Source organism: Bradyrhizobium sp. 613_E4_N2_2 (genome assembly GCF_052075995.1).
Lineage (GTDB): Bacteria > Pseudomonadota > Alphaproteobacteria > Rhizobiales > Xanthobacteraceae > Bradyrhizobium > Bradyrhizobium barranii.
Window position 1 is genome coordinate 6,985,280 of record NZ_CP197234.1, and the last position, 15,269, is coordinate 7,000,548.

The following is a 15,269-nucleotide window of genomic DNA, read 5'->3' on the forward strand; positions in this document are numbered from 1 at the left end:
GGCAGTTGAGACCTCCCCCGTTTCATGGGAATACGGCGCCAATACCTGTCCACGGGAGTGAGCCATGACCTACCGCGCGCCGATCTCAGACATGCTGCTGTCGCTCAACCATGGCGCCGGCCTCAAGGCTGCCGTGGAGGCCGGCCATTACGGCGATTTCGACGGCGACATCGTGAGCGCCGTGCTGGAGGAAGCCGGCAAGTTCGCAACCGACGTGCTGGCGCCGCTCAACCAGGTCGGCGACGAGCACGGCATCAAGCTCAGCGATGGCAAGGTCACGACTGCGCCGGGCTGGCCGGACGCCTACAAGCGCTGGACCGAGGGCGGCTGGAACGCGGTCTCCGGCCCCGAGGATTTCGGCGGCCAGGGCCTGCCGATCGCGATCAACGCCGCCTGTACCGAGATCTGGAGCGCCTCCAACGTCGCCTTCGGCCTCTGCCCGCTGCTCACGGCGTCAGCAATGGAGGCGCTGGATGCGCATGGCAGCGACGAGCTGAAAAAGATCTATCTGGAAAAGCTCGTCTCCGGCGAATGGACCGGCACGATGCAGCTGACCGAGTCGCAGGCCGGCTCCGACGTCGGCGCGCTGCGTACCCGCGCCGAGCGGCAGGCCGACGGCACCTATCGCATTAAGGGGACGAAGATATTCATCACCTATGGCGAGCACGACATGACCGACAATATCGTGCATTTCGTGCTGGCGCGCCTGCCCGATGCGCCCGCCGGCACCAAGGGGATCTCGCTGTTCCTTGTGCCGAAGTTCATGGTCAATGCCGACGGCTCGCTCGGCGCGCGCAATGACATCTATGCGTCGGGCGTCGAGCACAAGCTCGGCATGCATGCTTCCCCGACCTGTACCATGACCATGGGCGATCATGGCGGCGCGATCGGCTTCCTCGTCGGCGAAGAGAACCAGGGCATGCGCTGCATGTTCACGATGATGAACCAGGCCCGCCTCGGCGTCGGGCTGGAGGGCGTCGGCGTCGCCGATCGCGCCTACCAGCAGGCGCTGGCCTATGCGCAGGAGCGCAAGCAGGGCCGCGCCATCGGCAAGACGGGTGACGGTTCGGACGCGATCTTCGTGCATCCCGACGTCAAGCGCATGCTGATGCGGATGCGGGCGCAGACAGCGGCCGCACGCACCATCTGCTATGCGACCGCGGTCGCGATCGACGTCTCCACGCGCGCCAGGGATCCGAAGGTCCGCGCGGACGCCGCCGCACGCGCGGCGCTGCTGACGCCGATGGCCAAGGGCTATTCCACCGATATCGGCAACGAGGTCGCCTATCTCGGCGTGCAGGTGCACGGCGGCATGGGCTTCATTGAGGAGACCGGCGCCGCGCAGCACTACCGCGATGCGCGCATCACCGCGATCTACGAGGGCACCAACGGCATCCAGGCGATCGATCTCGTCACCCGCAAGCTCGCGGCCAATGGCGGCGCTGCGGTGTGGGCGCTGCTCGACGAGCTCTCGGCAACCGTGAAGCAGGTCGAAGCCTCCAACGATCCCGCTTTCGGCACCACAGGTATCAAGCTGCGCGAGGCGCTGGAGGCGCTGACGCGCACCAGCAAGTGGCTGCTGGAGCGCGTGACCTCCGCGCCGAACGAGGCGCTCGCCGGCGCGACGCCGTACCTCCAGCAGTTCGGCTCGACGCTCGGCGGTTGCATGCTGGCCTCCGAGGCGCTCGCCGCCAAGTCCGACGGCAACACCGACGCCGCGCGCTACGTCTCGCTCGCGCGCTTCTTCGCCGAGAACATCACGGTGCAGGCCGGCGCGCTGGAGCGCACGGTGACGGAGAGCGCGGAGTCGGTCGCGGCGGCGGATGCGGTGTTGTTGGGGTAAGGGTGGCTACGACGCCGCAAGCTTCGCGCGTCGGCCCGGCCGCCACAGCACGATTCCAGCCGCCACGAGATCGAGCATCACACAGATCGCAAACGCGCTCGTGTAGTTGCCGGTGAAACTCCGCACGAGGCCGATGATGCCGGGGCCGAAGGCGCTGACGACGCCGCTGATCGACGTGCCCAATCCCATTGCGGCGGCAAAGGCGGCAGCACCGATCTCGCGCTGGATGATCAAGGGTGGGAACGTGATCATGTTGCCGATCGAGAAGCCGTAGACGGCGCAGCAGACGAGCAGCACGGTCGGGTTCGTGCTTTGGAGAAGCACGAACAGCGCCACCGCCTGGCTCGTCATCGACGCCGCACAGGCGAGCCGCGGATCGAGCCGGTCGACGAACAGGCCGAGCGACAGGCGGCCGACCACCGCCATCGCCGCCATGATGGTGACCGCAAGGCCTGCGGCATAACGCCCGATCAGCGGCTCGAGGAACGTCACCTGGTGGATGATGAATCCCATCTGTGCCAGCAGCGCGATCGCGATCGGCAGCACCATGGTCCAGAACGCCGCGTTGGCGAGCAGCGTCTTGCGGGAATGGGCCGGCGCGGCCATGCCAGCGGACGAGCGGCCGCCCGATGCCGGCGATATCTGCGTCGGCCAGCCGATGAAGATGACGACCACCGGCAGCACCAGCACCACCATCGCCATCGTGGCGGCAAGCATGGCGGACTGGAAGCCGATGCTGCCGGTCAGCGACAACAACAGCGGAACGAGGACGATGCCGCCGCAGGTCGCGCCGTTGAAGGCGAGGCTGAGCGCGAGCCCGCGGCGCCGTTCGAACCAGGCGTTCAGCACGGTGGCGATCACCACGGTGCCCATGCCGGTCCAGCCGACCGACATCAGCGCATAGGCGAGATAAAGCTGCCAGGGCGTCTGCATCAGCGCCAGCAGCACGGTCGAAGCGCCGAGCGCCGACAGGCCGCTCAGGATCAGCGCGCGCAGCCCGATGCGGGCGAGCAGATCGTCGGTGAAGATGACGAGCACGGAGGTGAGGAGAAACGAGAAGGTGCTCGCCGCGGAGACCAGCGTGCCCGGCCAGCCATGGGCGCGCTGGAGCTCGGCGAGATAGACGCCCTGGCCATAGAGGCCGAAGCCGAACATGAAGAAGGCCATCAGGAAACAGGCCAGCACGACGCGCCAGCCGCGATAACGCAGCGAGGATTCGTCAACGCCCGTTGCGGCAATCATCAAACGAACAATCGGCCAAAGGAACCGGCATTGGGCAATCGTGCCCTACAACCCCCGGTTTTTCAAATGAAACATTGTAGCCATTTGTTGCAATGCGCAACTGCATGTGCGAAGCAATACAACCGGCATGATCCGGTGCGGTGCGGTTCCCGATCAGAAAAACGACAGCGCGCCATGCGGCGAACTCACGGGGACGTTCTCGAAAAGGTCGAGCGGGCGGATTGGCACGCCTGCAAGATGATGTAGGCTGAGGCTTGCGAGACTCGCCAAGGCAAGCGTCGCGGCGACCGCAGGGGGCTCTCATGCCGAATGGCAACATCGTCGTCACCGAAGAGCGCGGAACACGCGTCATCACCCTGCGCCGCCCGAGCAAGAAGAACGCGATCACGCAGGACATGTATCGCGAGATGAGCCGCGCGATCGACACCGCGCAGAACAATCCCGACATCCGCTGCATGATCATCACCGGCGGCTCCGGCGTATTCACCGCCGGCGACGACATCGACGACTTCATGCAGGCCGAACCGAATTCCGAGACGCTGTCGGACGGCGCAAAATTTCTCTATTCGCTCGCCCTCAACGTCAAGCCGATCATCGCGGCCGTCGATGGCGCCTCGATCGGCATGGGCACCGTGATGCTGTTTCATTGCGACTATGTGCTCGCCTCGAACGCCGCGACCTTCTCCGCGCCCTATATCCATCTCGGGCTCGTTCCGGTCGGCGCGGCCAGCCTCCTGATGCCGAACACGATGGGCTACCAGCGCGCCTTCGCGATGCTGGTGATGGGGCGGACTTTCACCGCCGCGGAGGCGCACGCGGCAGGCTTCGTCAACACCGTGGTCTCGCCGGGACATACCGAGGTCGAGGCGCGCAAGGTGGCGCGCGATATCTGCCGGCTGCCGGCCGAGGCGGTCGCGGCCTCGCGCAAGCTGCTGCGCGCCGCGCCCGAGGAGCTCACCCGCCGCATCGACCAGGAGGCCCATCTGTTCGGCGAGCGGTTGAAGTCGGACGAGGCGATTGCCGCGTTCAAGGCGTTTGCAAACCGGAAGAAGAGGTAGGGGGCGGCCGGCGCCCAGCCAATGGTCGTCATTCCGGGGCGCGACGAAGTCGCGAGCCCGGAATCCATCGTGCGGCAGAGTTGGTGGATGAATGGATTTCGGGCTCGCGCTACGCGCGCCCCGGAATGACAGCGAGAACGTTCGTGAAATCTTCGCGGGGAACGACTAAACTTGTTCCATGCGATACGCCTTCCTATTCCTCCTTGCCGCCCTCGCCATCGCCCTCCCCGCCTCGGCCCAAACCGCGGCGCCGGTCGAGCTGCGCATTCTCGCCATCAACGATTTCCACGGCAATCTGCGTCCGCCGCCGGGCGGCATCCGGATCAATGATCCCGAAGACAAAAGCAAGAAGGTCATGGTCGTGGCCGGCGGCGCGGAGTACATGGCGACGCTGGTCAAGCAGCTGCGCGAGGGGCATACAAACACGATCTTCGTTGCCGCCGGCGACCTGATCGGCGCGAGCCCGTTCCTGTCGGCAATGTTTCACGACGAGCCCTCGGTCGAGGCGCTCTCGATGATGGGGCTTGCGATCACCTCGGTCGGCAATCACGAGTTCGACGAGGGCAAGACCGAGCTCTTGCGGATGCAGAACGGCGGCTGTCATCCGGTCGACGGCTGCCAGGGGCCGCATCCCTTCACGGGCGCCAAGTTCCATTATCTCGCGGCTTCCACCATCGAGACCGCGACCGGCAAGAGCGTACTGCCGCCCTACGAGATCAGGGAGTTCGAGGGCATCCCCGTCGCCTTCATCGGACTGACCTTGAAGGAGACCGCGGGCATCGTCTCGCCCTCAGGCATTGCCGGGCTCGAATTCCGCGACGAGGCCGAGACGGTGAACGCGCTGGTGCCGCAGCTGAAGGCGCGCGGCGTCGAGGCAATCGTGGTGCTGATCCACCAGGGCGGTGAGCCCTCAGGCGACTACAATGAATGCCCCGCCATTACGGGGCCGATCGTCGACATCGTCAAGAAATTCGACCGCGCCGTCGACGTCGTCGTCAGCGGCCACACCCACCGCGCCTATGTCTGCGACATCGACGGGCGGCTCGTCACCAGCGGCGACAAATACGGCACGCTGGTCACCGCGATAGACCTCAAGCTCGATCCTGTAACCCGCGACATCGTCAGCGCCAAAGCCGAGAACGTCATCGTCGCCAATGCCTCGCTGGCGAAGGATCCCGAACAGACCGCGTTGATCGAAGCCTATGACAAGCTGTCGGCACCGATTGCGAATCGCCCGGCCGGATCGGTGACGCAGACGCTGTCGCGCGTGCCGAACGAGGCCGGCGAGAGCGCGCTCGGCGACGTCATCGCGGACGCGCAGCTCGCCGCGACGAAGGACGCCAAGGATGGCAGCGCTGTCATCGCGCTCACCAATCCCGGCGGCATCCGCACCGACATTGTTCCGAAGGAGAACGGCGCTGTGTCGTTCGGCGAACTGTTCGCGAGCCAGCCGTTCCGCAATCGCCTCGTTACGATGACGCTCACGGGCAGCCAGCTCAAGGACATGCTGGAGCAGCAATGGCTCGATCCGAAGCGCCCGCGGATTCTCCAGGTCTCGAACGGGTTCAGCTACACTTGGGATGCGACGAAACCGTTCGGCGAGCGAATCAGCCTTGAGAAGATGACGCTCAACGGCAAGCCGATCGAGCCTGGAAGCGGCTACCGCGTCACCGTCAACGATTACCTCGCCGTCGGCGGCGACGGTTTTACGGCCGCCAAACAAGGCACAGCACAGCAATATGGCGGCTACGACGCGGACGCGCTGTTCGCCTTCTTCAGGGCACACGGACCGATCGGTCCGCTGCCGCCCACCCGCATCCTGCGCGTGAATTGATCCGGATCAAACGGACTTGTCCGGAACCACCCTTTGCCATTCCCGCCCAAGCGCTTAGATTGCTTTTTGCATTTGCGTTTTGGCTCGGGATGCGCCAAGCGACGTCAAGAGCCCGTTCCCTGTGAGGCCGACCTGATGAGCACGCTTCTCCTCTCCCACAAGGCCTGCCTCGACCACGTCACGCCCCCGGGACATCCTGAAAGGCCCGACCGCCTGCGGGCGGTGGAGGAAGCGCTGTCGCAGGAGCGCTTCCAGTTCCTGGCGCGCGACCTGGCACCGGAAGGCGATCTCGATCTCGTGACGCTCTGCCACAACGAGCACTACGTCACCGAGCTGCGCCACATCGCGCCGACCAGCGGTCAGGTCTATATCGACGGCGACACCTCGATGTCACCAGGCACGTGGGAAGCGGTGATGCGCGGCGTCGGCGGCGCGGTGGCTGCGACCGAAGCGGTGATGAATGGCGAGCATCGCAACGCCTTCGTCGCGGTGCGCCCGCCCGGACATCACGCCGAGATCGGCAAGCCGATGGGCTTCTGCTTCTTCGACAATGCCGCGATCGCGGCGCGTCATGCGCAGCGCAAATACGGCATCCAGCGCGCCGCCATCGTCGATTTCGACGTGCATCACGGCAACGGCACGCAGGACATCTTCTGGTCCGATCAGACCGTGATGTACTGCTCGACGCATCAGATGCCGCTGTTTCCGGGTACCGGCGCGAAGGGCGAGCGCGGCGACCACGACACCATCGTCAATGCGCCGCTCGCTTCCGAAGACGGCGGACCAGAATTCCGCGCCGCGTTCGAGCAACTGATCCTGCCGCGCCTCGAAAAATTCAGCCCCGAGCTTCTCGTCATCTCCGCGGGCTTCGATGCGCATTACCGCGATCCGCTGGCCTCGCTGAATTTGCGCGCGGAGGACTACACGTGGGTCACGCGCAAGCTGATGGACCTTGCCGACAAGTCCGCAGGGGGCCGCATTGTTTCGGTGCTCGAGGGCGGCTATGACCTGCAAGGATTGAAAGAATCTGTTACGGCGCATGTCGGCGCCCTGATGGGCGCTTGACGCACCCGCCACATTACGCCCGCAAAACTGCGCTTTTTCTCACGTGAAGCGGGCAATCGGAAACGGATATGGCCGAAAATACCCAAGTCGACGTCTCCAGGCTCACCTTCGAACGCGCCATCGAGGAGCTCGAAACCATCGTGAAGCGGCTCGAGGACGGCAAGGTGCCGCTCGAGGAATCCGTGACGATCTACGAGCGCGGCGAGGCGCTGAAGCGCCGCTGCGAGGAATTGCTGCGCCAAGCCGAGGCACGCGTCGACAAGATCACCACCGATGCCAGCGGCCAGGCCACCGGCACCGCACCGCTCGACGTGCAGTAAGGTCCCCGTTTCAAGCCGCCCGCCTCAAGCATCGGCCATCTGCAGTTTTTCATGATCGCACGCCGCTGTTTGGGCTTACAGCCCTCGGCGGCCAGGCACTGACATCGAAGAGTTCCCCCGGCCAGGGCCTCTCGGGCTCGCGAATCTGGCCAAAACGGCCTTCCTCTCGCCCAAAATGCAGGCGAGGAACCGGGCAAGACTGGAACCCATCCGCCGGCGCCAAGATTAACCAAGCTGGCCCGCGGGTTGCAGGTGCATACCCCTAAACGACCCTGCGGGTTGGCTTTGGCCCAAGCTTTGGTGTAAAGCTGCGCGGAGTGTGGCTTTTTGCAAGCCTTGCGTGGGCACAAATTACCGACGACAAGCGCTTCAAACTGCTAATGAAATTGGCTGGGACGGACGAAGCCGATCTAAGTGACAGGGATCACAGGGACTGAACCGGAGCGCACCTAGGCTCACCTAAGCTTGAAGACGGGGCCCTGCCCCATGCAGGTGGCTCCGACGGTTTAAGGACTCGCGCTGCGCCGATATTGTGCAAACCCATCGCGCACCGGAACGATCTTCCGGCGCTGACAAATTGGAAATCGCCGTGAACGCATACAGTAAAACGCCGCTTCTCGACACCATCCATACGCCGGATGACCTGCGCAAGCTCAAGATCGAGCAGGTTCGCCAGGTCGCCGACGAGCTGCGGCAAGAGACCATCGATGCCGTCTCGGTGACCGGCGGTCACTTCGGCGCCGGCCTCGGCGTGGTCGAGCTCACCACCGCGATCCATTATGTCTTCGACACGCCGCGCGACCGGCTGATCTGGGACGTCGGCCATCAGGCCTATCCGCACAAGATCCTCACCGGCCGGCGCGACCGCATCCGCACGCTGCGCACCGGCGGCGGCCTGTCCGGCTTCACCAAGCGCAGCGAGAGCGATTACGATCCGTTCGGCGCGGCGCATTCCTCGACCTCGATTTCCGCCGGCCTCGGCATGGCGGTCGCGCGCGACCTTTCCGGCGGCAAGAACAACGTTATCGCCGTCATCGGTGACGGCGCGATGTCAGCCGGCATGGCCTATGAAGCCATGAACAACGCCGGCGCCATGAACTCGCGCCTGATCGTGATCCTCAACGACAACGACATGTCGATCGCGCCGCCGGTCGGCGCCATGAGCGCCTATCTGTCGCGCCTCTACTCCGGCAAGACCTATCGCACGCTGCGCGATGCGGCCAAGCAGATCAACAAGCGCCTGCCCAAGATCATCGCCAACCGCGCCAACCGCGTCGAGGAATATTCGCGCGGCTTCATGATGGACGGCGGCACGCTGTTCGAGGAGCTCGGCTTCTATTACGTCGGCCCGATCGACGGTCATAACCTCGACCATCTGCTGCCCGTGCTGAAGAACGTGCGCGACATGGAGACCGGCCCGATCTTGGTCCACGTCGTGACCCAGAAGGGCAAGGGCTACGGCCCGGCGGAAGCTTCCGCCGACAAGTATCACGCGGTCGTCAAGTTCGACGTCGCGACCGGCACCCAGGCCAAGGCCAAGCCGAATGCGCCGGCCTACCAGAACGTGTTCGGCCAGAGCCTCGTCAAGGAAGCGCAGAAGGACGACAAGATCGTCGCCATCACCGCGGCGATGCCGTCGGGCACCGGCGTCGACATCTTCAACAAGGCCTTCCCCGACCGCACCTTCGACGTCGGCATCGCCGAGCAGCACGCGGTGACGTTCGCCGCCGGTCTTGCGAGCGAGGGCTACAAGCCGTTCTGCGCGATCTACTCGACCTTCCTGCAGCGCGGCTACGACCAGATCGTGCATGACGTCGCGATCCAGAACCTGCCCGTCCGCTTCGCCATCGACCGCGCCGGCCTCGTCGGCGCCGACGGCGCGACGCATGCTGGCTCGTTCGACAACGCCTATCTCGGCTGCCTGCCGAACATGGTGATCATGGCCGCAGCCGACGAAGCCGAGCTCGTGCACATGGTGGCGACCCAGGTCGCGATCGACGACCGTCCGAGCTCGCTGCGCTATCCGCGCGGCGAAGGCCGCGGCATCGAGATGCCCGAAGTCGGCGTTCCGCTCGAGGTCGGCAAGGGCCGCATGATTCGCCAAGGCAGCAAGATCGCCTTGCTCTCCTTCGGTACGCGCCTCGCCGAATGCGAGAAGGCGGCCGACGAACTCGCCGCCCACGGCCTCTCCACCTCGATCGCCGATGCGCGCTTCATGAAGCCGCTCGACACCGAGCTGGTTCTCAAGCTCGCCCGCGACCACGAGATCCTGATCACGATCGAGGAAGGCTCGGTCGGCGGCTTCGGCTCGCATGTCGCGCAGTACCTGACCGATCAGGGCGCGCTCGACGGCGGCATGGTCAAGTTCCGCTCGATGGTGCTGCCCGACGTGTTCCAGGACCACGACACGCCGGCCGCGATGTACGGCCGTGCCGGTCTCGACGCCAAGGGCATCGTCGCCAAGGTGTTCGAGGCGCTGGGCAAGGACGTCAAGACCGAGACGGTCAAGCTCGCCTGACGGCGAGCTTCGACCTTCGCGAACCAGCGCGACCTTCATGAAAATCTATCTGGCAGGGCCCGACGTGTTCCTGCCGGATGCGGTTGAGATCGGCCGGCAAAAGGCTGCGATCTGCGCGGCGCACGGGCTCACCGGCCTCTATCCCCTCGACAACGCCATCGATCTCACCTCGCCCGACGCCTCGCGGCAGATCTTTTGCGGCAACGAGGCGATGATGGACGAAGCCGATGCCATCATCGCCAACCTCACCCCGTTCCGCGGTGCCGGCGCCGACCCCGGCACCGTCTATGAGCTCGGCTACATGGCCGGCCGCCGCAAGTTTTGCCTGGCCTATTCCAACGACGGCGCCGTCTATGCCGACCGCGTCGGCCGCTTCATGGACGTGACCTCCGAGGACGGACGGCTGGTCGATGCACAGGGGCTGACGGTCGAGGATTTTGGCCTCGTCGACAACCTCATGATGATCCATGCGCTGGAGCTGCACGGCTGCCCGCTGGTGACGCCGGCGCAGATGCCGATCGACGTCTGGCACGATCTGGCCGCGTTCGAGGCTTGCGTCCGGATGGCGGCCGCGCGATTGATCGCTACATAGACGCTTCGACGCTTCAGTCGCCTCCGGAGATCCGATGTCCCCTGCCCGCAAGCGTGCGGATGTTCTGCTGGTCGAGCGCGGCCTGTTCGAGAGCCGGGCGCGGGCGCGCGCGGCGATCGAGGCCGGGCTCGTCACCGCCGACGACAAGCAGGTCGCCAAACCCTCGGAGACGATCGCCGAGGACGCGGTGATCGTGGCCGAGCCTGCGCATCCTTATGTGTCGCGCGGCGGCGTCAAGCTGGCCGGCGCGCTGGAGCGCTACCCCATCGAGATCGAGGACCATGTCTGCCTCGATGTCGGCGCCTCCACCGGCGGTTTCACCGAGGTGCTGCTGGCGAACGGCGCCAGCCTGGTGTTCGCCATCGATGTCGGCACCAGCCAGCTGCATCCCTCGCTGCGCGACCATCCCAAAATCGTGTCGATGGAGGAGACCGACATCCGCAGCTATGACGGCAAACGGCTGCCGGCGCGGCCCGACGTCGTCGTCATCGACGTCAGCTTCATCTCGCTCAAGACGGTGCTGCCCGTGGCGCTGTCACTGGCAGCCGCGCCGATGAGCCTACTGGCACTGATCAAGCCGCAATTCGAGGCTGACAGGAAGCACAACAAGAAGGGCATCATCCGCGACGCCGCCGTGCATCAGGAGATCTGCGACGACATCGCGGTCTTTGCCGCTTCGCTCGGTTGCACCGACATCGAGGTGTTCCCCTCCCAGATCACCGGCGGTGACGGCAATATCGAATTCTTCCTGGGCGCGCGCCGTGGTTGAGCGCGTGAGGATCGATCACGTCGGCCATCGCGGCGACGGCGTCTCGCTCGCAGCGGGCGATGCCGTCTATGTGCCCTACACGCTTGGCGGCGAGACCGTCGAGGTCGACCACGTCGCCGGCAGCCATCCCGACCGCCGCAAGCTGCTCGCGGTCGATGTCGCCAGCCCCGATCGCATCGAGCCGTTCTGTCCGCATTTCGGCGTCTGCGGCGGCTGCGCCATCCAGCACTGGGCGGCTGAGCCCTATCACGCGTGGAAGCGCGGCATCGTGGTCGAGACGCTGGCGCAGGCCGGCATCGATTGCGAGGTGGCGCCGCTGGTCGATGCCCATGGCGCGGGGCGCCGGCGCGTCACGCTGCACGGCCGGTTCGGCACGCATGACGTCCTCAAGGTCGGCTTCTCGGCGGCGAGCTCGCACGACGTCATCCCGATCCATCGCTGCCCGATCCTCGATCCCGGGCTCGAGGGTGCGCTCGATGCCGCCTGGGCGCTTGCCGAATCCCTGATGTCCAGAATGGCGGCGACGAATTCGCTGGACATCCAGGTCACCGCGACCGCCAACGGCCTCGATGTCGACGTGCGCGGCTCCGGCCCGCTGCCGACGGCGCTGGTCACGGCGCTCTCGCGCGTTGCGGAGCTGCATCGGCTGGCGCGGCTGACGCGGCACGGCGAACTGGTGCTGCAACGCTTGCCGCCGACGGTACGGATGGGCCGCGCCGAGGTGACGCTGCCGCCGGGCTCGTTCCTGCAGGCAACGGTCGCGGGCGAGGAGACGCTGGCGTCGCTCGTCGCCGAGCGTGTCGGCAAGGCCAAGGAGGTTCTCGACCTCTTCTGCGGCGTCGGCCCGTTTGCCTTGAGGCTCGCCGAGAAGGCGCGCGTCACCGCCTATGACAACGACGCCGGCGCCGTCGCCGCGCTCGTGAAGGCTGCGCGCACACCAGGGCTGAAACCGATCAAGGCCGAACCGCGCGACCTGTTCCGCCGCCCGCTGGTGCCGCCGGAGCTGCGCGACTTCGACGCCGTGGTGTTCGACCCGCCGCGCCAGGGCGCGCAGGCGCAGGCGCTGAAACTCGCTGCGAGCAAGGTACCCGTCGTGATCGCGGTGTCGTGCAACGCCGCAACCTTCACTCGCGACGCCCGGCTCCTCATCGACGGCGGCTACAGGATCGAGACCGTTGTCCCGGTCGATCAGTTCCGCCACACGCCGCATGTGGAATTGGTGGCGCGGTTCACGCGCTGACGCGCTACCTGCCGCTCACCGTCCGAACCCTTCCAGACTGCTATGCCGACGGTTCGAATTGCGGCTGCCATCGCAGCAAGTAGGACTGCAGCGAGCGCACCGCGATCGCCAACAGGATTCCGACGAACATCATGACGAAGATGGCGACCATCATCTCGCTGGCATTGGCGCGCGCCTCGGCTTCGATGATGAGCTTGCCGAGCCCGCGCTCGGCGCCGATGAACTCACCAACGATGACGCCGATCAGCGCAAAAGACACCGCCGGCAACAGCGACGCGAACACCCAGGCCAGTGCGGAAGGGATCACGACCGTGCGCAGCACGATGAATTCGCTGGCGCCGAGCAGACGGGCAGCGGCGATCTGGTCGCGGTCGACCGCACGCGTTCCCTCGAAGGTGTTGAAGAACACCACGAAGAACACGACGAGCCAGGCAGTGGCGATCTTGGAGAGATCGCCGAGGCCGAAGATCAGGATGACGAGCGGTACCAGCGCGATGCGCGGTATCGAGTTGAGCGCCACGACATAGGGCCCGAACACGCGGGCCAGGAAGTCCGAACGGCCGAGGACCAGGCCGGCCGCGATTCCGCTCGCGGACCCGAAAAGAAAACCCCACCAGGTGTTCTTCAGCGTGACGAGCGTGGCGAGCCACAGATTGTTGTCGTTGCCGTTGATGCAGGCGGCGAAGCCGGCGGGATCGGCAAAGCAGCCGAGCCGCAGGAAGCTCTGCCAGATCAACGACGGCTTGGCGACGAAATACGGATCGAGGATTTTCGGCACATAGGCCTTCGGCAACAGCGCCTTGCTCCATTCGAAGCCCCACTGCCAGACGACGAGAACCACCACGAGAATGGCCACTTGCCAGAACAGGACGGCGCTACGGCTGTTGGACATGATCATTCGGCCCTGGTGCGGCGGAATTCTTCGCCGAGGGAATGCCAGATGTGAGAGTAGAGGCGGCCGAATTCGGCGGTCTCGCGGACGTCCACGGGATCGCGCGGCCGCGGGATCGCGACGTCGAAATCTTCCTTGAGCCTCCCGGGCCGCGCCGAGAGCAGGATGATGCGGCTCGCCAAGGTCAAGGCCTCGCCGAGATCGTGGGTCACGAACAGCACGGTCTGCCGCTCGCGTTCCCATATCTCCAGCAGCGTCTTGTGCATCTCGAGCTTGGTGTGGGTGTCGAGCGCGCCGAACGGCTCGTCCATCAGCAGGATCTCGGGCTCCATGATCAGCGTGCGCATCAAGGCGACGCGCTGGCGCATGCCGCCGGACAGCGTGCTGGGGAAGCTTTGTGCAAAGCTGGAGAGCCCGGCCTTCTCGACGGCCGAAGCGACGCGCCCGGCGCGCTCGGTCCTTCGCAGCCCCGCGATCTCCAGCCCATAGCCGATGTTCTGCTCCACGGTTCGCCAGGGAAACAGTGTGTCGCGCTGGAAGACATAGCCGACCCTGGGGTTGACCTTACCGGTCTCAACCATGTCCTCATCGATCAGGATGCGTCCGCCTGAGCGCGGCAATAGCCCCGCGACCATGTTGAGAATGGTGCTCTTGCCGCAGCCGGACGGACCGAGCAGCGCGACGAACTCGCCCTGCTTGACCTCGAAGGAAACGTCATCGACCGCCACGAACTCGCGGCCCGACGCGTTGAAGCGCTTGGCGAGACCTCGCACCGCGATGCGGGTTCGCGTCTCCGCTCTCTCAACCTCGTCTCGCGCGAGCGCGAATCCCGGGCTTGGCGCGGCGATCATTTGTATTTCGCTCTGGCCGCCTGGAGGAAGCTCATGTCGACGACATCCTCGTATTTCGTCTCGGGAATATCCGTTCCCTTGCGGTACCAGGGCTTGGCTCCGCGTTCGAACGAGGACTTGTCGATGACGCCGTCATAGGCCCAGGTCGATTTGTCGAAGCCGAGCTCGGCGCTGACCGCATCGGGGTCGATGCCCGAGAAATATTTCGGCGTGACCAGTGCCTGCACGTCCGCGAGCGGCGTCGCCTTCACGAAAGCCATCGCGCGGTGGATCGCATTCACATAGGCCTGCACCGTCGCCTTGTCCTGCTCGATCGTGTCCTGGAGCGTGTAGATCACCAGCACGGGCAGCGTTCCGCCGAAATCCTTCTCGAATACGCCGGGCTTGGAGGTGTCGTAGATCGTCCTGCCAAAGCCCTTCTTCTCGACCTCGACGATCCAGCTTGGCGGCGCCATGATTGCGTCGAACTGCTTGGTCTGCAGCGACGGAAACATCGTGTTGGGCCCGCCGCCGGCGACCCAGTTCACCCTGTCGCCGAGCCCGCGCGTTTCGAACACATAGGTGCCGAACACCCAGGTGCCCGACCCGATCGCGGTGGCCGCGACGATCGGCTTGGCGCCGTCAGGCCGTTTGTGCTCCGCGAGCTTCTCGACCGAATTGATACCGCCGTCGTAAAGGTCCTGCCGGACCACGATGTTGGCGTAGGAGCACACCATCTCCGTCGCGAGCAGGATCTTGCAGGGCTTGCCGCGCGCACTGAGCTGGAGCGGGTGGCTGGCATCGCCATGCGCGAACACGGCTTGTCCCGCCGCCAGCGTCTGACGGCCGAACGTGCCGGCGTTACCGGTGACGAGCTTGGAGTCGAGACCTTCGTCCCTGAAGTAACCCTTCAGCTCGGCAATCATGCCGATGGCGTAGACCGGCGACACCGGCCCGAAGGCGAGCGATACCTGCTTGGTCTCGGCGCGGAGCTGCCCGGGCAGCATCGACGCGCCGGCCAATGTGGAGCCCGCGATCAGCGCCTGGCGCCTGGTGATGTTCATGT

13 protein-coding genes are annotated in these 15,269 nt (G+C 65.4%); 9 read left to right on the forward strand and 4 right to left on the reverse strand.

Translation table 11 applies throughout. The features are described from left to right. The first annotated feature begins 64 nt into the window (after positions 1 to 64). Positions 65 to 1,843, forward strand: a complete 1,779-nt coding sequence (locus AB7290_RS33035; RefSeq protein WP_085401271.1) for an acyl-CoA dehydrogenase — start codon at positions 65 to 67, stop codon at positions 1,841 to 1,843. A 6-nt stretch (positions 1,844 to 1,849) separates the two neighbouring features. On the opposite strand, the gene AB7290_RS33040 is transcribed toward AB7290_RS33035, so the two are convergent. After that, positions 1,850 to 3,085 carry an MFS transporter gene (locus tag AB7290_RS33040; RefSeq protein WP_085401272.1) on the reverse strand — a complete coding sequence of 412 codons (1,236 nt, stop codon included), beginning with the start codon at positions 3,083 to 3,085 and terminating at the stop codon, positions 1,850 to 1,852. Positions 3,086 to 3,387: 302 nt separating this feature from the next. On the opposite strand from AB7290_RS33040, the gene AB7290_RS33045 reads away from it, so the two are divergent. The 8 genes from AB7290_RS33045 to AB7290_RS33080 all read left to right on the forward strand — a co-directional run bounded on the left by AB7290_RS33045 (position 3,388) and on the right by AB7290_RS33080 (position 12,481). Continuing rightward, complete coding sequence (locus AB7290_RS33045; RefSeq protein ID WP_028148179.1) at positions 3,388 to 4,143, forward strand: enoyl-CoA hydratase-related protein; 756 nt, start codon at positions 3,388 to 3,390, stop codon at positions 4,141 to 4,143. Positions 4,144 to 4,321: 178 nt separating this feature from the next. Then, on the forward strand, positions 4,322 to 5,977 hold the full coding sequence (locus AB7290_RS33050; protein ID WP_085401273.1) for a bifunctional metallophosphatase/5'-nucleotidase: 1,656 nt from the start codon (positions 4,322 to 4,324) through the stop codon (positions 5,975 to 5,977). 135 nt (positions 5,978 to 6,112) lie between these two features. Beyond that, positions 6,113 to 7,042: a histone deacetylase family protein gene (locus AB7290_RS33055; RefSeq protein WP_085401274.1), complete on the forward strand. Its 930-nt coding sequence runs from the start codon at positions 6,113 to 6,115 to the stop codon at positions 7,040 to 7,042. A gap of 68 nt (positions 7,043 to 7,110) precedes the next feature. Then, positions 7,111 to 7,362, forward strand: coding sequence for an exodeoxyribonuclease VII small subunit (locus AB7290_RS33060; RefSeq protein WP_008132970.1), 252 nt, complete (start codon positions 7,111 to 7,113; stop codon positions 7,360 to 7,362). A 589-nt stretch (positions 7,363 to 7,951) separates the two neighbouring features. After that, positions 7,952 to 9,880: a 1-deoxy-D-xylulose-5-phosphate synthase gene (gene dxs / locus AB7290_RS33065; RefSeq protein WP_028148183.1), complete on the forward strand. Its 1,929-nt coding sequence runs from the start codon at positions 7,952 to 7,954 to the stop codon at positions 9,878 to 9,880. 37 nt (positions 9,881 to 9,917) lie between these two features. Then, complete coding sequence (locus tag AB7290_RS33070) at positions 9,918 to 10,472, forward strand: nucleoside 2-deoxyribosyltransferase (protein WP_085401275.1); 555 nt, start codon at positions 9,918 to 9,920, stop codon at positions 10,470 to 10,472. A 34-nt stretch (positions 10,473 to 10,506) separates the two neighbouring features. Beyond that, positions 10,507 to 11,241, forward strand: coding sequence for a TlyA family RNA methyltransferase (locus AB7290_RS33075; RefSeq protein WP_085401276.1), 735 nt, complete (start codon positions 10,507 to 10,509; stop codon positions 11,239 to 11,241). Then, complete coding sequence (locus AB7290_RS33080) at positions 11,234 to 12,481, forward strand: class I SAM-dependent RNA methyltransferase (RefSeq protein WP_441254236.1); 1,248 nt, start codon at positions 11,234 to 11,236, stop codon at positions 12,479 to 12,481. Before AB7290_RS33075 ends, AB7290_RS33080 begins: the two co-directional genes overlap by 8 nt. Before the next feature lie 40 nt (positions 12,482 to 12,521). Here AB7290_RS33080 and AB7290_RS33085 read toward each other — a convergent pair whose 3' ends face one another. From AB7290_RS33085 to AB7290_RS33095, 3 genes are read right to left on the reverse strand one after another with little or no spacing between them, the layout of a single operon-like run. Beyond that, positions 12,522 to 13,373, reverse strand: a complete 852-nt coding sequence (locus AB7290_RS33085) for an ABC transporter permease (RefSeq protein WP_166353707.1) — start codon at positions 13,371 to 13,373, stop codon at positions 12,522 to 12,524. 2 nt (positions 13,374 to 13,375) lie between these two features. Then, a complete protein-coding gene (locus tag AB7290_RS33090) occupies positions 13,376 to 14,224 on the reverse strand; it encodes an ABC transporter ATP-binding protein (RefSeq protein ID WP_085401279.1) in 849 nt (282 codons plus the stop codon). Further along, positions 14,221 to 15,267, reverse strand: coding sequence for an ABC transporter substrate-binding protein (locus AB7290_RS33095; RefSeq protein WP_085401280.1), 1,047 nt, complete (start codon positions 15,265 to 15,267; stop codon positions 14,221 to 14,223). The genes AB7290_RS33090 and AB7290_RS33095 overlap by 4 nt, the downstream gene beginning before the upstream one ends. Between the last annotated feature and the right edge of the window lie 2 nt (positions 15,268 to 15,269).